We start from the raw sequence: 18,257 nt of genomic DNA, 5'->3' as shown, positions 1-18,257 counted from the left end.
ATTGCATTACGCCGAATGCACGGCATAAGTGGTTGAATGAGACGCTTTGGTTGAACTCGGTTAAAGACGTCAATCAATTTCAGGTTGCAATAAGTACTTAATTTTAAACATGGAGTATTCAGTCTATGGTCTATTTGATGATGTCAGCCAACAGCTAATGGTCGGTGATCTTTCTGCGGCGATTATAGCGATAGTTGTATAATTTGTACGTGTTCAGCATCAAATATTAGCTTGAGGTGTTTCTGCCAAGAAAAACGCCGCTAACCTTAACAGGTTAGCGGCGTTTTATATAAACGATGAATCAATTAAAATTGGTAGCTATAACCAACAGTTACGCTCATCGGCTTACCAGCAAAGTTTGAACCATGGATCTTAGTGGTCACATACTTTTCGTCAAATAGGTTTTCTGCTGTTAAGTATATTTCTTGCTGCTCAGAGATATAGTAGCGGCCAGATAGGTCGAAGATTGTTTTAGCTTCGATAAGTTGCTCGCTAGGAATACTTCCTTGACCCGCTTGAGTACGGATATCGTCGGTATAACGTCCAGCTAGAGTTAGCTCCCAGCTGCCAGCTTTGATACCTGCTGATGCAAATAGCATGTTTTCCGGTAGATAAGGTAGTTTATCTCCTTTTTCTACATCTCCCCAAGCGTCGAAATCAGACTCAAAGCTATTGCCAAACTCTGCGTTGGTATAAGTGTAAGCCAACTTCACAGGGAAGCTAATGTCGCCAGCAGTGTTAAAGCTGTAACCTAAGCTGAGCTCTAGACCTGTGACATCGACTTCACCACCATTGTATTGGTTGCCAATATTGTCGTCGTCACACCCTTGTGCAGCTGTACAGTTACCATGCATATTGCTGTAGTCGCTGTAGAAGAAAATCGCTTCTGATGTGAAGTCACCGCTATTGAAGCGCGCTCCAGCTTCATAGTTCCAGCTTTCTTCCTCTTGACGATCAGCGTTACCCGGTGCTGCAGGTGAGAAACCTTTTTGCGCGCCAGCAAGCACGAGTAATGCGTCGTTGATTTGGTAAGTTGCTGACAGTGAAGGTAATACTGCAGAGAAGCTATTGCTTATATCTTTGCTTGGATCACCATCACGGCCAGGGTTGGTTTTACCCCAATCTAGACGGTTGGTTTCAACATCTTCGTAGCGTAGGCCAGCTGTAATGTTAAAGTCACCAAAAGTGATTTTGTCTTGTACATATAGAGCGAGTGCTTTAGCACTGTCGATACGATTAGAGTCGGTACCTGGGATACCTGCTTCAGTCAAAGTCATGACTTGATTAGCGCCTAAATTGTACTTATCAACCCACTGGAAACGATCCATTTCATCTTCATGGTAACGTGCACCAAAGGCGAGCTCATGGCTATCCAAATACCAATTAAGCTCAGTTTGAATACCTTGAGATAAGTAAGCACGGTTATTCGCTTTAACTTGTACTTCTAAGTCACCACTGCTTGGATCTTTATCAAAGTCCGCAGCAATTTGAGTGCCGTCGCCACTGATGCTCTCGCCACCCACTTTACTGGTTTTATACCAGTTACGCTTAAAGTCATTGTAATAGGCGGTTGTGCCTAAAGTGACGCTGTCACTGAAGTCAATGATGTGGTTAACTTGCAGCTGTTTGTGCTCAGTGTTCATCACATCTTTTTGTGATGCACTGTAGCGACTATATGGATTGGTTGCGTAATCTTCATCAGTTAGACCCATGTAGGTCTCGTTTGAAGTTTCATCTGAGTACTTAAGTTTGAATTCAAGAACTTGGTCAAACTTGGCATCTTTTGCCGAGCGGATACTAAACTTGGCAAGCGCATCATTTTTCTGGAATCCGGTGTTTCCGCCAACGCCGTTAATATCGCGGAATCCATCAGCTTGATAGCGATATAAGTCAACAACGCCACCGATTCGTTCACCTTGACCACCGGCCCAGCCATGGACCTTTGCAAAACCGTCTTGCCCTGCTGCAACATCAATTTTACCGGCAAGATCTTCCTCTGGAATTTGGCGTGACAACATGTTGATCACACCGCCTGTTGTACGAGGGCCATATTTGACGGTTGAACTACCTTTTAATACTTCAACTGACTGCATACGACCAGATGTTGGGAAGTAATAAGCAGCAGGCGAGGCGTAAGGTGCAGGTGCAGCGAGTACACCATCTTCCATTACGGTAATTTTTTCAGAGCGGTTTTGTCCTGTACCACGCATACCTAAATTTGGACGCAAGCCATAACCATCTTCTTCTTGAATATATACGCCAGGAACAGAAGCCAGAGTGCGCATGATGTCAGTATATTTAAACTGTTCTAACTCAGCTTCAGTAATTTGGTGACCACTACCAGGCACGGTATTAAGTGGGTTCTTTTTACCAAAGATAGTTATCTGCTCCATGGTTGAAGTATCTGCAGATTCATCTGCAAGGGCTGTTTGAGACATAGCGGTTAATAGAGCGACTGAAAGTACGCTAAGAGGCAATGCTTTAGGCTTAGACATGGTTTCTCCGAATGTTAGCCAATATAAAGGTTAATGTTGTCACTAATGAGATTGATTCGCATTATAAGTCTTAATTGTAAAGAAGGTAAATTAAATTTAACTTAATCGCTCATTTTCTTTACAAAAGTGGCTGGTTTGTTTGTTAGATGTGATCTATGTCGCAGGGGAAACTGCTTTTTTGTCAGCTTATAGTTGATTCTATAGTGGCAAGCTGAGGCCGCTTAAGTCATCGGGTGAGTTGTTTTAGCTTTCTGCTATAGAATATGCCGCTAAAATGACAACTAACCGATGGACCCCCATGTTTTTATCGCCGTACTTTTCTAAGCAAGACCAAACCGTTCGTGTTACTGCCCAGCAAGCGAGTGACTTTGCCAAAGCCATTGCTGGCGACTTTAACCCTATTCACAATGTTGGCGCTAAGCGCTTTTGTGTGCCGGGAGATCTGCTATTTGCACTAGTATTAAATCAGTATGGGCTACATAAAAACATGCACTTCACTTTTGAAGGCATGGTGGGAGACGGAGTTGAATTACAGTTTGCCGATACGGTAGCGGATCAATTTACTATTAGTGATGCGCGTGACAAAAACTACCTGCAGGTGCAAACCCAGGGGGATAAAGTTAATTGTGCTACTCAAATTGAATCATTTGTACGTAGCTATGTGGCTTTTTCAGGGCTGAACTTTACCCATGTATTAGTGCCGATGATGCAACAGCACCAGGTGATGATAAACCCTGCAAGACCTTTGGTGATCTATGAGAGTATGTCTTTTGATCTGCATACCTTAGATTTTGATCAAGTATCGTTAAACTTGGTGGACCAGCAATTGGTAGTTGATGGTAAACGTGGCGATGTGACATTGAGTTTTGAGTTGATTGCCGATGGCAAGGTAGTCGGTACCGGTGTAAAGACATTGGTAATGAGCGGTTTGCGTCCATTTGAAGCAGAAAAAGCTGCTGCTATGGTCGCTGATTATGAAAGCTACCGGCACCAGTTTGAGGTTGCCTAATACAATCTATGCAGTGATCTAAGGGCGCATTTATTGCGCTCTTAGTGAGTAAAGCATACGAGTCAGTTCATTTCCCAACACTTTAATCAATCTAGTTTCATTTGCTCCTTCCTTGAACACTCAATTTCTTCATATTAGCGTATGATGGCAAGTCATAAATCTTGAGATAAAACCTGATGCTAGGTGGCATTGCCAACGGCGCCACATTTGTTTTATTTTAAGGATAGTTTTGCCCTGTTAGTCGCTTTGTTTAGTTAAGCATTAGCTTACTGCAGCTGGTCTTGGCCGTAATGGTACGGCGTTGTTTGGATAAGGATTAAAATGCCAAGCTTGAATCGAATTGTGTTGATTAACACCCATCTTCCTGGCGTTGTTGAGTTACTACTCGATGGTCATACGAATATTTGTGGAACCAATGCGTCGGGTAAAACCACGTTGCAACGACTGGTGCCTGTTTTTTATGGCGAATATCCAAGCCGTGTTGTGCCGTCGACTCGCGACAGCTTCGAACGTTGGTATTTACCCCATGATTCAAGTTTTATCATATATGAGTACAAACGTGATGATGGCCAGCTTAATCAGGCGGTATTGGCGTCGGCGGGTGATGGTAAAGGGGTGAATTACCGCTTTATTGCCAAAGCGTTTGAGCTAGATGATTATATTAAAAGCCAAACCGATGAAACAATTATCTGTCATACCATGGCCGAGCTAGGTCGTAAGATGAAAAGCGCCGGTGTTAGTGTGACCAATCTACTCAATACCCGAGAGTTTCGCGCCATTATTCAAAATGATCGCACGTTACTTAGCACTGGCGGTAATCGAACCGAGCTACGCAATTATGCCCGTCAATTTAGCCTGTGTGAAAGTCAGCACTCATTGCGACATATTGAAAAGCTAGCTAAGGCGGTGCATTCAAAAGAAGGCAAGATGGAAACCATTAAGTCTATGATTGCGGCAATCTTAGAGGAAGATGGTGTTAATCCGCCTGCTTCGCGATTAAATCCACAGCGAGTTGAAAGTTGGATCCGTGAAAGCCAGTTGATTCAAGGTTTTGAACAAATTCGTCCAGAATTTGAAAAATTAGAGCAAGAGTTTAATCAGTTACTGAGTGTTGAGCAGCGTTTAGGTGGCCTGAAGCGAGGCTATGTTCGTGATGAAAATGTAGAAGTAGAACGTCAGGAAGCACATCAGCAAAAGTCGAAGTCATTGGGACAACAATTACGTCAGCTTGACGACGAGTGGAAAGAGCAGCGCGATGAGCTGAACCTTGATCTGTCTGCGGCTAAAGGTGACGTGGCGAAAATAGAATTTGAACTGGACGCCATTGAAGATCAGCACGGTGCATTTCTTGATGCCGATATTGAACAAGCAAAGCTTGATATCGACCAATTACCCAATTGGCGAGGCAGCTTGGAGAACCTCAGTGAGCGCCACAAGCTGCAAACTGAAAAGCATCAAGATATTGAAGCAGCTTACAATGCAAGACGTAGCAAAATTGGTGAACGTTTAAATCGGGAGTTAGAACAGCTCGATAAAGAACAAGATAAGCACCGTGAAGCTCGCGATAAACAGCGCGAAGTTGCGCGACTTGAACTTGATGAATTAGAAACGCAATGGCGCGAAAAACGTCAAAGCGGTGAAAAGCAATATAGCGAACAAGAGTATGGCTTAAAGTTGAAAGTCGCCGAGCTTAATATGCAAGTGGCCAATGTGACTTACACCGAAGAGGAAAAGCTCAATCTTGCGGTGTTTGATGAGCGTATTAATCTTGCTGACGAACAGCAAGAAGCTTGTAGCCACGATGTGGATCGGATTAGCAGCGATGAACGTAAGTTAAAAGCTAAGCGCGACCAAGCCAATGAAGCGTTACGATTGGCAGGCGTGCGCGTGATAGAGCGTCAATCAACCCTTGATGAAGTAAAGCATATCCTGTTTCCTCAATCTCACACGCTGCTTGAGTATCTCCGCAAAGAGGTGCCCGAATGGGAAAACTCAATTGGTAAAGTGATTAATGCAGAGTTACTTCACCGAAGCGATCTTCACCCTAGCTTTAACATTGAAAATCGTGAGCAACTTTTTGGTCTTAATATTGACCTAAAATCGCTTGATATCCCTGAATATGCACAATCAGAACAAGCGTTGCGTCAACGACTGACGCAAGCCGAAGAAGCGCTTTCTAGTGCCAAGGAGTTAAAAGCTGAGGCCGAAGATAATCTGGTTAGTATTAACAGTGAACTGGATAACGTGAATCGTAATTTGACGGTAGCGCGCACCGCCCATAAAAATAGCCGTGACGATTTGCGTCGTTTATTTGATGAAAAGCGAGTAGAACAGCAACGCATTAATGATGCGTTAAGTGCTCGTAAAGCTGCAGCCAAACAAGGATTGATTCGCCTAGAAAGTGAAATCAAACAGCTTAAGCATCAGCATCAAACCTGGCTTGAGACTCAAGAAGAGCAAGCGCTTGAAGCGCGCATGGAAAAGAAAGCTTATTGGCAAGAGGTTATTGGCGCATTAGAAGCACAATTGAATCAAGTTAAACACAATATTGTTCAACGTCGAGCCGATGCTAAAGCGGAACAGAAAGCCTGTGAACAATGGTACAAAAGTGAGCTTAAATCTCGCGGGGTTGATGAGCAAAAGATTGTCAAACTCAAGCAAGAGATCAATGCCTTGGAGCAAAACATAGCTAAGGCAGAACAACGTCGCAGTGAAGTGCTTCGCTATGATGACTGGTATCAGCACACTTGGTTGGTGCGTAAACCCAAGCTGCAAACTGAACTTTCAAGTGTAAAAATCGCCACTTCAGAGCTCGAGCAACAGCTGGCCAAACAAGCCAGTGAAATTAAACAGCGCCGCACTGAACTCGATAGCCAACGTAAAGCCTCTGATGCTGTTCAAGTTGAAGCATCAGAAAATCTTACCAAGCTGCGTAGTGTGATGCGTAAGCTTGCCGAGCTTAAGTTGCCTGCCAATAATGATCAACCTCAGGGCGGACTCACGGAGCGTCTAAGACAAGGTGAAGAGTTGCTGCTGAGCCGTGACCAGTTACTCAGTGCGGTGAAGCAATATGTTGAACATTTTGATTCAGTGATTGCCAGCAAATCCGGTTCAAGCTTATCGGAAACTTGGGAGCGTGCTCGTGAAGAGTCCAGCACCATAAATGATAAAGGCATACGCTTGCTTGATTATCGCAAGTTAGTACCGCAACTCGAGCAATTACTGAATGTCATGGTGCCGCAATCTATGATGGCATTGCGTGAACAAGGCCGAATTTTTGGGGTCGATCTCACGGCTTTCTATGACGTTTTAGCGGATATCGATCGCCGTATTGCGTCGCAAAGTGCGCGCATTACCCGCGAGGTGGGTGAAGAGCTATTTTTAGATGGTGTGTCTGAATCAGCTGTTAAAATTCGCTCGCGAATTAGTGAGTTAGAGTTTTGGCCTGAGCTTGAAGAGTTTGTTAAAGCCTTTAAGCAATGGAAAGCTGACGGCTTTAGCGAACTGCCTAACGAGCATTACACCAGCAGTATGCGTCGTGCACTCGATATTATCGGCAAAGCGGCATTAACTGGCGGTATTGCTAAGTTATTGGAAATTGAACTGCGTCTCAAAGAGGGCAACAGTGACTTAGTGATCCGTACCGATCGCCAGCTAAATGAGTCATCAAGTCATGGTATGGCGTACTTAATTCTGTGTAAATTCCTGCTAGCGTTCACACGGTTACTCAGAGGGCCTGCAGCAGTCACGATTCATTGGCCGATTGATGAGCTTGGCACATTGCACCATGGTAACGTCAAAAAGATATTTGATGCTTGTGAAAACAACAACATCAGCGTGCTCGGTGCGTTCCCTAATCCAGAGTCTGAGGTACTTAATTTGTTTGCTAACCGCTATATCATTAATAAGCAGACCAAGAAGCTACAAGTGGTGAAGCCACAAATTAATGCCATTGCTGACAAGCTTAACCAGCGTATGGCCAAGGAGGCAGTGTAATGACTGAGTCTGTATTAGTGGGTCAAGGTGCACTGATTGAATCCTTGTTACGTGGTGAGTTTATTTGTAAGACCACCAATGAAGACGGGTGGCGAGCGCTGAAAAGTGCCAATACCAGAGAGCAAATTGAAAGTTATCTTAACCAAATAAATCGCACCCTCGCCCAAGCGGGTGAGGGTGAGGTGTTTTTCTGTGGGTATTTGCAGTTAGGCGAGCGTGAACGCAAAGTGATTTCTCAACAGTTTAGAGATATCTGCAATGCCTTAACTCCCCTAGTGGAATGGTTGGTATTGGTTCAAGAAGCGAATGGCCAAGATGCGCCACTAAGTGAGGGGGCTGCAATCCGATTAACTGAGTTGCAAAGCCGTATTGAAGATACACCAGCCTTTAAAGAAGCATTAGCTAAAATTAGTCATTATCGCTTGTTTGGCTCGACGAGTAGCCAAGTAGATGCGCAGATTAAATTGGTGTTCAAACGATTGGTTGAACTTGGATATTTATTGCGCCCTAATCTAGAGAAACAGATATATATAGCTACAGGTAAGCTGGATTATTTGTATGAAGTGATCCGATTTATTGACGAGACAGAAGGGTTGAGTTTGGAGTTGCAGGCTGAAACCGCAACCCAAAGGGAGCTGATGTAGTATGGGGAATAATTTACATCAGGCTGGGGTTAAATTACTCAAACAGCTCGGTCGCCATGCTGAAGTGGTGATGGATGTATATTTGGCCGGCTCGATTGCTGAAAACAATGATAATGCCGCCATTGTCGATAAGCTGCGTAAAGCCGATATATTATATCGCCCAGAAGCTGAGCAAGAGCTTAGGCTAAAACGCTCAGTAAGGGCGCTGCTAGAAGAAGCGCTTAAGGATGAGCGTAATCGGCAGATTGATGCCAACGTTGGCTCCTCTATTGCAACCATTAAGACCCTTGCCTCCCATTATAAAGAAGCGCGTCATGCGGTTGATTACGCGGCGTCTGAAGCTTATTTGGCAGATTTAAGCGAGCATGTTTACAGTTTTGCAGAAGGGCTACGCTATTCGATTCGGGTGTTATGGAGCCGTATCAATAACGAGTTTGGTTATGTAGGGACGATTAGCGCTAAAATTCGTGAGAATGAGCTTGCCCAGAGTCAAGTGACAGAGTTGCTTAACGGGCTGGAGATGGTGCAGTTTGACGAACTGGCAAATATTGCTGGGGATATTCGAGAGTTACGTAAATTGCTCGTCACTCGACTACAAGAGACATTGAGTGATTGTACCCAAGAGCTCAGCGTGGTTCAGGGGCGATTACTTGAGCTGTTGGGCCGCTTTAGACAGATCCAAGGGCGAACTCGACTATTAAAAGGTTGGTTGTTATACACCGACCAACATCCAGATTACACCCCAGACAATCATGTGGCTCATAAGCAGGTGCCTATCTTGTTTAATCAAGCGGATAGGTTATTAAGCCCAGCTCATGCAGATGTGTTTAATCCTGGTCACGAGCATGATTTGTTGCAGCTAGTAACGCAAATTAAGTCAATCTCGCGTCAGCAGCTTATTGCACCAGTTCGAGAACATGATGTAGCGCTATCGCTTGCACAAACAGAAGATTTTGATATTCCAGACAACCCACTTAAATTGGATGTGGATGAGTATTTTTGTGCGGTCATTGACAGTGGTATAAGGCAGTCGGCGTTACAGTACCATCAGCAGCAACAGTTGCAATGGGATGCAGAGAGCTGGCTTTACCAAGTAATTTGTGGTTTTGAAGGGTTGCCTGAGGAGCATAGACAGTTCTTTGAACTGGAGCCCATAGGTGAACTTCATCCTTATTTTAATGGCAACTTTATCATTAAAGATGTCGAACTTTGGTTGGCCTAACTTTTCTGACTTTACCTTCCTGACTATCCACCTTTATTTTTAAGGTGGGTAGCCTATTCCTCTTTTTGCCCTTTGTTGTTAGGTGTTTTTGTCTGACTTTGTGTTTATTTTAGGGGTTTTTAACCTTTGTTGGTGAATAAGAACCATCCCTTGATGTTAACATTGATTTAAGTTTGTAAAAGTTGGAGCGTTTTAAATGCCGCGGGGAAATAATAATTAGTCGTTATTTTGAGGTCTTAGTTGTTGTTTTTGACAATGTTCCTAACTTGTTGTGCTTAACATTTGCCTAATTGGATTTGAAATTACTGCCAGCATGATTCACTATCGTTGCTGAGTAGCGCGTTTTAAGGCTTTTACTTGTTTAGTAAAAGGCAGTTAGCAGTTTTTAACCTGCTGATCTAAAAATAAAAATATACAAATCCTTAAGCGTCGATAAATTGATGAATGCACAAGTTAGTAGTGTGCAAAAAAAAGGCAAGCAAATGACTAAATCTCTTTCGACCCGGATTTTTATTGGTCTATTTTCCGGACTTCTCATCGGCAGTATCATTCAGTATTTCTTACCCCAAGTGGGACTATTGTCTGACACCTTAGTCGATATCGCCAGTGGTGTTGGCAGCATGTTCGTCAACATGATCATGATGTTGGTTGTGCCACTGGTGTTCGTCAGTATCGTATGTGGTGTGTTGGAACTGCAAGATTTAAGAAGTTTTGGCCGTCTTGGCGGTAAAACCTTTGGCTTTTACATTATCAACACCTTGATTGCCATATTTGCGGCATTGTGTGTGGCACTGCTTCTATCACCCGGCCGAGGGGTGGATATGTCTGGTGGCAGCGGTGTTGAAATCACTGCGACAGAGCTACCGAATCTAATGCAGCTAATCGTCGGTATCGTGCCAAGTAACCCTATCGCCGCATTTAGCTCAGGGAATATGCTGCAGGTGATCTTTATGGCATTGCTTGTGGGCGGAGTGATTAAATCCATGAGCCAATCTGTTCCTTTGCTTGTGCAAGGGTTCCAGGAAGGCAATAAGCTGATGATGAAGTTGATCAGTGTGGTAATGCAATTGGCTCCTTATGGTGTATTTGCATTGATGCTGAAGCTTGGAGCGACACTTGAAGCGGCACTATTTTTCAGTGTTTTGGAATATCTAGGTTTAATATTAGGGTTATTGCTGTTGTGGATTTTTGTAGTTTATCCATTTGCAGTGAGCTTGTTTACCCCGGTATCGGCTAAAGCATTTCGTGCAAAAACCCGTGAGCAAATTTTATTCTCTCTTTCCACAGCGAGCTCAAATGCCACCATTCCGGTGACAATGCGTACGTTAACCGAGAAGCTTGGCGTGAAGCGCGCGGTGGCCGGTTTTGGTGTTCCTCTCGGGGCAACCATGAACATGGGCGGTGTTTCGATATACATCACCATTGCAATTTTCTTTGTGGCTAACTCTTTCGGTGCGCCGATTGCCATGGATCAACTCCCCGCGCTGCTATTTAGTATCTTCTTGTTGTCAGTGGGCGCCGGTGGGGTGCCTGGTGGTGGTATGGTGATGATAGGCGTGCTGATTCACCAGATGGGTTTGCCTGTTGAAGCGTTTGTTATCGTTGCTGCGCTAGATAGACTTATTGATATGGTGCTGACATCGTGTAACGTTGTTGGTGATACCGCTGTGTTAACTATTGTTGATGCCACCGAAAACGAGCATTTAGCTGAAGAAACCCAGGGGCTGCAAAGCAAAGCTTAGTTCGACATGCGCTAATAACTGCTTTAATAAAAAGCCGAAGCTTATATAGCTTCGGCTTTTTTGTCGTTAACCTTTAAGGCGGCGACTTAAGGCGCTTTGACTGATGCCTAGCATTTGTGCCGCTGCAGTTTGATTATTAGCGGTACGGCTCATGGCTTCATCGATTAACGCTTGATTCATTTGTGCCAGTGTTGGCAGTACCTTGGGAAACACAATGGTGTCTTGGGGGCGCTCGCCGCTACTGCGGTGTTCATTGATTGCCTCCATGAAAGGACTGATGTTGAGCTGAACGCCATCACTGCGGCTCACCGCATCAAACACCATGCCTTTGAGTTCGTGAAGATTACCTGGGAATCGATATTCACTGAGCTGGCTGGCCAAGTCTCGTGGCTGTTGTGGTGGCGGCAGTTCCATTTCTTGAGCTGCTTGGTCAATAAAGTGATTGATCAACATGGCTAAATCGAGACTACGTTCGGCCAATGGCGGCAAATGTATTTTATGGGCTCGCAATCGGTATAGCAGATCGCTGCGAAACAGACCTTGCTGATTGAGAGCCAGTAAATCATCTTGAGTCGACGCAACGATGCGGCAGTTGACCGGATAAGGACGCTCACTGCCCACGGGATAGTATTGACGGCTTTCGATGACATCTAACAGTTTTAACTGACTGGCAATGGATAGCGCACCCACTTCGTTAAGATACAGGGTGCCTCCATTCACATGGTGGAGCACACCCGCTTGGGCAGTAACTTGGCCATCATCGTGATGCTTGAGTTGCCCAAATAGCTTTAATTCAAAGGATTCATCGCTTATCCCTGCCAAATTAACACTGATAAAAGGCCCTTCTGGACAGCACAACTGATGACTCGATTTGGCAAATTCACTTTTGCCTGTGCCGCTTTGTCCTGATATCAGCAGTGGTTCTGGGCTGTGGGCTATGGCTTCAAGATAGCGAAATTGGTCTAACAGCTGAGGCTCGCAGGTCAGAATATTATTAAACGCTTGAGGTTGATCTAAGGTACGACTGAGAAAGTGCTCTTTAATTTTAAGGTAGTTGCGCTCCAGCCCAACGACTTCTAGCGCGCGTCTTACAGTGCGAGCAAGATCTTCGACCGCATCAGTTTTAATAAAATAATCATAGGCGCCATTTTTAATGCACCTAACTGCGGTATCGACCTCATTGACGCCAGTAACTATGATAACCCGGGTATTGGGGTGTTCGCTGCGAATCATAGCCAATAGCTCTTCGCCAGAATGAAATGGCATAGTGAGATCTAAAAGCACTAAGGCATAATCGGTGATATTAAGCCTATTTTCGACTTGGCGGCTATCAACGCATGTGTCTATTTGGGCCTCGGGCACCAAACGGTTTAAGGTGTTGGCTAATGTGCGTAGCCAAGCGGCTTCATCGTCAACCAGTAGAATATTACGTGCGAGTTTCATCTAGTTGTTCTCTTTTGTCGCCAAGGGAAGGCATACTTTGATGCACGTACCTTGTTTAAGTTTAGAGGTCATTAATAGCTCACCTTTGTGTGCTTTGATGATACGGCTGCAAACCGACAAGCCCAGGCCACTTCCGCCCACAGTGCGGCGGGTGGTGAAAAATGGCTCGGTGACTCGCGCTAGTGTCGAGCGACTCATACCACAACCATTGTCGGTGACACTCAGTATGGCTTGTTGATCTTTGGTGCGGGTCTCTATGACCAAGTTACCTTTGCCTGCTTCACAGGCATGACAGGCATTCTGAATCAAGTTGATAAGGACCTGTTGCAGCTGCTGGGCATCACCATAAACCATCGCTTCAGGTTGACTAAGCTGAATGCTAACTTGGAACGTTTTGATCTGATTTGCCGTTAAACGCAGTGATACATTGACCACTTCATTGAGTGAAACTAAGGTTTGCTCACTTGAAATCGTTGGCAACGCATAACGTTTAAGATCGCTAACGATTCGGCTTATTCGTTGTGCTCCTTCCTCAATGGTATTACAGCTATGGTAGGCTTCATCGAGTGCTTGCTCTGGAGCTAAACCGGTTATTAGCCAAAACGGATTTTGCTTTTGATAACTATCAAAAGCTGGCTGACAGTCAGCAATGACCTGCTGTAGTTGAGAGATTGAATGGACAATCAGCCCCGTTGGGTTATTGATTTCATGCGCAATACCTGCAGATAGCTCCCCTAAAGAAGCTAATCGGCTGGCTTCATCATTCGCTTGGCGCAGTTGATGAGCCTCGGTTGTCTCTTCCAGTAATATCACCACCTGATCATTGGTTATCGGGTGAACTTGCAGCTGCCAAAACTGTTGCCCGTGGGCCATCTCTTCAATTTGTGACGTTTGCTGGTTAATCACTTGGGTTACGACACTATCGAGATTAAAAGCTCGGCCGTCCTCATAATGAAAATCGGCACTACTAAGGAGCTCGATATTATTATCATTACTCCACAGTTTTTGCAGATCTTGGCTGTAGATGGTGACCCCATTGGGTATCCCATCAAGCACCGACTGAAATTGCTTTGATAGGCTGACAAGTTGCCGTTGGATATCTAACCTTTGTGCGAGTTCTGCTTTCAGGGCGCGTTTTTGTTGGCGTAAACTGATGCTCACAAATCCAGTAAATATCATGCCGATCGCGGAAATGATACTGATGACAATAGCCAGGGCAAACGTGCGCTTTTGAGTGGAAGTTAAGTCTACCTTTTCTCGGCCAGTACCAAACCATTTATTGACCAGAGCGTCATATTCGCCCGATAACTTGAGTTGCCGCAACGCATCATTTATCTCTATCATCAATGCATTGCGTTGGTTATTTGCGACGAAGTTAAATGCGCCATAGATCAGTGCATCACTGCCACTACGAATTCCTGGATATAAAGGCAACAGTCTGCGGGCGACAAAGCTTTCAGCTAGGACCACATCCACTTTACCTTGGGTCATTAATTGAAAACCGGTTTCATACAGATCGACATCAACACGTTCAAACTCTTGCGGGTAGCCCGATAGGTAGACATCTACAAAAGCGCCTTTTTTAATGGCGACGCGTTTGCCGATGAGATCTTGCCAGTCATTAATATAGCCTTTGCCATGCAAGGTATAAGCTTTTGCGTGGGTAGCATAAATTGGATCGGATTGGCTGAGTTGTCGTCCTAAGTTAACTGGGCTGACGACGGCAATGACGTCAATATCACTATCGGGGTTGTGAATGTCTGCCACCAGTTCTTGGAAACTTTTGCGCCTGACGATAATGCGCCGATTGGTGAGTTGACCGATGCGGTCCATTAACTCGATATTAAAGCCTTGATCGACGCCATTATTGCGCCATTCTAGCGGCGCTGTTTTTGAGTGAACCCCAAAGACAATACTTTGGTCGGCAACGCTGTCAAAGCACAGCAATGCAAGCAATAGAGTTAAGTATTTCATGGGGGCATTTTAGCAGTCAGTAATGTTATAAACTGTGCGCAAATACGCGCTTTTATCAACATTTTGTCACATTAACTAAACCTGATTTAGTCGCCCAAGCCGTGTATTCAATCTAAAAATCACTTCAGTACATGCTGTTGATGTGAGGGCGTGGCAAGTGATCATCGTCAAAGGTGTTTATGCAAAAATGCATAACAGCAGTAAATCCCATGCAGTTATGCATAGCGTCTTTTTCAGCTTGTGATTGAGGCTTCAAATCCCGTTGGAGTTAATTGTTGCTCATCTTGGTTTAAGTGAAGATTAATCCAGAGCAATGAAACGGTCCGCTTGGCGGACGTCATTCAGTGTGAAGCCTGAATAAACGAAAAGCATCTCTAGGTTGCGGCCAATGATGGCCAGAGGCAGAGAGATTGGGAGCGAAGATGAAAAAAGTAAAATTAGCGGTCTACCTAGCAGCACTATTTGGCAGTGCTGGGATTGCAGCAAACGCAACTGCAGCAGATAACTTAGCTGACTTCCACGGTGAAAACATGGAATGTGAAAGCTGCCATACCCCTGATGGCGAGTTATCAAATGATAACCTAAGCCATGAAAATGCACAGTGTGTTTCTTGTCATGGCACCATGGCTGAAGTGGCAGAGCAAACTCAACACGACCACTACAATGCCCATGATTCTCACTTCCCTGGTGATATCGCTTGTACCTCTTGTCATAGTGCCCATGAAAAATCGATGGTGTACTGTGATTCTTGCCACAGCTTTGATTTTGACATGCCATATACCAAGAAGTGGCAACGTGATGAGCCGACTATCGATGAGTTAGCTAAAGATAAATCTGACCGCGAAGCGGCACTTGCTGCAGCACCACGTGACACAGTAGATGTGGTTGTTGTGGGTTCTGGTGGCGCAGGTTTCTCAGCTGCTGTTGCTGCGCACGATAAAGGCGCTAAAGTCATCCTTATCGAAAAAGAGCCTGTGATTGGTGGTAATGCTAAGTTAGCAGCTGGTGGTATGAACGCTGCTTGGACTGATCAGCAAAAAGCCAAAGGCATTGAAGACAGCGTTGAGTCAATGCGTAAAGACACCATGAAAGGTGGCCGCGATCTTAATGACCCAGCCTTGGTTGATGTACTGGTTACTCATTCAAAAGGTTCGGTTGACTGGATGACCAAGATGGGTGCAGACCTTACCGATATTGGTCGTATGGGTGGCGCTTCAGCGAACCGTTCACACCGTCCAACTGGTGGTGCGGGTGTCGGCGCTCACGTGATTCAAGTGCTATACGATAACGCTAAAGAGCGTAACATCGATATGCGTATGAATACCCGTGGTATTGAAATTCTTCAAGATGCTAGCGGTAAAGTAACAGGTATCTTAGTTAAAGGTATGTACACCGGCTACTACTGGGTGAAAGCAGACGCTGTGGTATTAGCAACAGGTGGCTTCGGTAAGAACAATGACCGTGTAGCTAAGCTTGATCCAAAACTAAAAGGCTTTGTTTCAACTAACCAACCTGGTGCGACTGGTGATGGTATTGACGTTGCGCAAAATGCCGGTGCTGCAATGCAAGACCTTCAATATATTCAAGCACATCCAACGTTATCTGTGAAAGGTGGTGTGATGGTCACTGAGGCAGTACGTGGTAATGGTGCTATCTTAGTTAACCGTGAAGGTAAGCGTTTCGTCAACGAAATCACTACCCGTGATAAAGCAGCGGCAGCTATCTTGCAACAAACGGGTAAAACAGCGTATCTAATTTTTGATGACTCAGTTCGTAAGTCATTGAAGAAAATTGATAAGTATATCGGTTTAGGGGTAGTACCTTCAGCTGAATCTCCAGAGAAACTTGGTAAGCTTGAGAACATCGACGGTAAAGCATTGGCAGAGAGCATTGCTCGCTACAATGGCTTTGTTAAAGCCGGTAAAGATGCTGACTTTGAGCGTCCAAACCTACCTCGTGCATTGAACGAAGGTAACTACTACGCCATTGAAGTTACACCAGGTGTTCACCACACAATGGGTGGGGTGAAAATCGACTCTAAAGCGGAAATCATGAATGCTAAGCAACAAGTCATTCCTGGGCTATACGGTGCTGGTGAGGTAACAGGTGGTGTCCATGGTGCCAACCGTCTAGGTGGTAATGCTATCTCCGACATTATTACCTTCGGTAAGTTAGCCGGTGAAGAAGCCGCTAAGTACTCGACTAAGTAATCATTGCCGAGTCAGTAACGCTTTATTGCTAGTTAGTCTTTAGTTTAAAGACAGGCGGTGCTCAGAGCCGTCACCCAAGCCACAGTCTCCATGCTGTGGCTTTTTTTATGCCACAAAAAAACGCCACATAAAGTGGCGTTTAAATTGTCCAATAACCGCTAACGAGTCAGTTACAGCTCGGGCTCTTGGCTATAGTCTTGTCCGTGATACTCCAAGCAAGCGTCGACTTCATTGGCTGAACCTAAGATAACCGCCACACGTTGGTGAATTTCACTTGGCTGAATGTCCAAAATCGTTTCATAACCCGTAGACGCTTTACCACCAGCTTGTTCAACCAATAAAGACATTGGGTTAGCTTCATACATCAAGCGCAGTTTGTATGGCTTTTGAGGGTTCTTATTATCAGTTGGGTAGGTGAATAGACCACCACGGCTAAGCACGCGGTGAACATCGCCTACCATGGCCGCAATCCAGCGCATATTGAAGGCTTTTTCACGGGGGCCAATCTTACCTAGCAGTAGATCCGCAATATAGGTCTGCATTGGTGCTTCCCAAAAACGTTGATTTGACATATTGATGGCAAATTCAGCGGTATCTTTACTGATGCTCATCGCGGCATCGGTAAGTAAGTACTCATTGGTTTCTGGGTTTAAGGTAAATAGCTGTACGCCTTTACCTGTGGTGAGTGCCAACATGGTTGATGGACCATATAGCACATAACCAGCGGCGACTTGATTACGACCAGCTTGTAAGAAGCTTTGCTCTGTTAACTCAGCATCAGTCGCAGGTAGCACTGAAAAAATGGTACCAACTAGCGAATTAATATCGATGTTTGATGAACCATCTAATGGGTCAAAGCAGACTAAAAATTCGCCGTTGCTACCAACTTCAACAACATGATCTTCCTCTTCAGATGCAAGGCCGCGTACGGTTGAATCAGCCTTTAGTGCATCTTTAAGCATATCGTTGGTGATAACATCGAGCTTTTTTTGGGTTTCCCCTTGAACATTTTCTTGCTCGGTTGCACCAAGTACCCCTGCCAAAGCACCATGACGAACGGCGTGGCTAATGGCTTTTGAGGTATCGGCGAGGGTAAGGATTAGCTGCGTCAGTTCAGGGCTAACACCTTGAGAGCTGAGGTTCTGCGTAAGAGTCTGCATCTTTTTTCCTATGCTTATGCTGAGCAAGCCCAGCGTGAGATCTAAATTGGGTAACGACAACAGGGTTGACAGTGCCAGCTGGCAACAGCATCCCACCGCGTTTTATGCATTGATTATTATTTGGCGGCGATTATATCTGAAATTGTAATAAGTTTCAGTGACAACAATAGCGCGATGATTGTTTTAGTTTTGTGAAGCTTTAAGGCACAATGATGCAGATGTAATACCAATCGGCATAAAGATGTGATCGCTCAGCGAGAGTTTAGCGCTTCTGAGACAAGGTCATTAAATGCTCCTGCATTAATGACATTCACCACATCCATGTGGTTTGCAACGAATGAAGGGCATAGTTACGCTACGTT

Annotated in this window: 10 protein-coding genes; 6 read left to right on the top strand and 4 right to left on the bottom strand. The window is 44.9% G+C overall.

From position 1 onward, the window contains the following. Positions 1-305: 305 nt before the first annotated feature. Positions 306-2,495 (bottom strand): TonB-dependent receptor family protein, encoded by a 2,190-nt coding sequence (locus ACHUFW_RS05275; protein ID WP_394201215.1) that lies wholly within the window; start codon positions 2,493-2,495, stop codon positions 306-308. 298 nt (positions 2,496-2,793) lie between these two features. Between ACHUFW_RS05275 and ACHUFW_RS05270 the strand changes: the two genes are divergently transcribed. The 5 genes from ACHUFW_RS05270 to ACHUFW_RS05250 all read left to right on the top strand — a co-directional run bounded on the left by ACHUFW_RS05270 (position 2,794) and on the right by ACHUFW_RS05250 (position 11,108). Beyond that, complete coding sequence (locus ACHUFW_RS05270; RefSeq protein WP_394201213.1) at positions 2,794-3,504, top strand: DUF3581 domain-containing protein; 711 nt, start codon at positions 2,794-2,796, stop codon at positions 3,502-3,504. Positions 3,505-3,825: 321 nt separating this feature from the next. Beyond that, the gene (locus ACHUFW_RS05265) at positions 3,826-7,500 is read left to right on the top strand and encodes an ATP-binding protein (RefSeq protein ID WP_394201211.1); all 3,675 of its coding nucleotides are present in this window, start codon (positions 3,826-3,828) and stop codon (positions 7,498-7,500) included. Next, positions 7,500-8,144: a condensin complex protein MksE gene (locus ACHUFW_RS05260; RefSeq protein ID WP_394201210.1), complete on the top strand. Its 645-nt coding sequence runs from the start codon at positions 7,500-7,502 to the stop codon at positions 8,142-8,144. Before ACHUFW_RS05265 ends, ACHUFW_RS05260 begins: the two co-directional genes overlap by 1 nt. A 1-nt stretch (position 8,145) precedes the next feature. Further along, positions 8,146-9,366, top strand: coding sequence for a phosphoenolpyruvate carboxylase (locus tag ACHUFW_RS05255; RefSeq protein ID WP_394201208.1), 1,221 nt, complete (start codon positions 8,146-8,148; stop codon positions 9,364-9,366). Between the two features lie 482 nt (positions 9,367-9,848). Further along, positions 9,849-11,108, top strand: coding sequence for a dicarboxylate/amino acid:cation symporter (locus ACHUFW_RS05250; RefSeq protein WP_394201206.1), 1,260 nt, complete (start codon positions 9,849-9,851; stop codon positions 11,106-11,108). Between the two features lie 66 nt (positions 11,109-11,174). Here ACHUFW_RS05250 and ACHUFW_RS05245 read toward each other — a convergent pair whose 3' ends face one another. Both ACHUFW_RS05245 and ACHUFW_RS05240 read right to left on the bottom strand, forming a co-directional pair. Next, complete coding sequence (locus ACHUFW_RS05245; RefSeq protein WP_394201204.1) at positions 11,175-12,551, bottom strand: sigma-54-dependent transcriptional regulator; 1,377 nt, start codon at positions 12,549-12,551, stop codon at positions 11,175-11,177. Continuing rightward, on the bottom strand, positions 12,552-14,525 hold the full coding sequence (locus ACHUFW_RS05240; protein WP_394201203.1) for an ATP-binding protein: 1,974 nt from the start codon (positions 14,523-14,525) through the stop codon (positions 12,552-12,554). 422 nt (positions 14,526-14,947) lie between these two features. Here ACHUFW_RS05240 and ACHUFW_RS05235 point away from each other — a divergent pair, with 422 nt between their 5' ends. Then, positions 14,948-16,735 (top strand): flavocytochrome c, encoded by a 1,788-nt coding sequence (locus tag ACHUFW_RS05235; RefSeq protein ID WP_394201201.1) that lies wholly within the window; start codon positions 14,948-14,950, stop codon positions 16,733-16,735. Positions 16,736-16,905: 170 nt separating this feature from the next. Here ACHUFW_RS05235 and ACHUFW_RS05230 read toward each other — a convergent pair whose 3' ends face one another. After that, positions 16,906-17,895: a class 1 fructose-bisphosphatase gene (locus ACHUFW_RS05230; RefSeq protein WP_394201199.1), complete on the bottom strand. Its 990-nt coding sequence runs from the start codon at positions 17,893-17,895 to the stop codon at positions 16,906-16,908. Positions 17,896-18,257 lie beyond the last annotated feature (362 nt).

This window comes from Shewanella waksmanii (assembly GCF_043643685.1).
GTDB lineage: Bacteria > Pseudomonadota > Gammaproteobacteria > Enterobacterales > Shewanellaceae > Shewanella > Shewanella waksmanii_A.
The sequence above is the reverse complement of the archived record's forward strand: the minus strand, read 5'-3'. Positions and strand labels throughout refer to the sequence as shown.

Bases quoted from the DNA above. Each gene is read 5' to 3' on its own strand.
- ACHUFW_RS05275 (WP_394201215.1), bottom strand. From the start codon at position 2,495: ATGTCTAAGCCTAAAGCATTGCCTCTTAGCGTACTTTCAGTCGCTCTA.
- ACHUFW_RS05270 (WP_394201213.1), top strand. From the start codon at position 2,794: ATGTTTTTATCGCCGTACTTTTCTAAGCAAGACCAAACCGTTCGTGTT.
- ACHUFW_RS05265 (WP_394201211.1), top strand. From the start codon at position 3,826: ATGCCAAGCTTGAATCGAATTGTGTTGATTAACACCCATCTTCCTGGC.
- ACHUFW_RS05260 (WP_394201210.1), top strand. From the start codon at position 7,500: ATGACTGAGTCTGTATTAGTGGGTCAAGGTGCACTGATTGAATCCTTG.
- ACHUFW_RS05255 (WP_394201208.1), top strand. From the start codon at position 8,146: ATGGGGAATAATTTACATCAGGCTGGGGTTAAATTACTCAAACAGCTC.
- ACHUFW_RS05250 (WP_394201206.1), top strand. From the start codon at position 9,849: ATGACTAAATCTCTTTCGACCCGGATTTTTATTGGTCTATTTTCCGGA.
- ACHUFW_RS05245 (WP_394201204.1), bottom strand. From the start codon at position 12,551: ATGAAACTCGCACGTAATATTCTACTGGTTGACGATGAAGCCGCTTGG.
- ACHUFW_RS05240 (WP_394201203.1), bottom strand. From the start codon at position 14,525: ATGAAATACTTAACTCTATTGCTTGCATTGCTGTGCTTTGACAGCGTT.
- ACHUFW_RS05235 (WP_394201201.1), top strand. From the start codon at position 14,948: ATGAAAAAAGTAAAATTAGCGGTCTACCTAGCAGCACTATTTGGCAGT.
- ACHUFW_RS05230 (WP_394201199.1), bottom strand. From the start codon at position 17,895: ATGCAGACTCTTACGCAGAACCTCAGCTCTCAAGGTGTTAGCCCTGAA.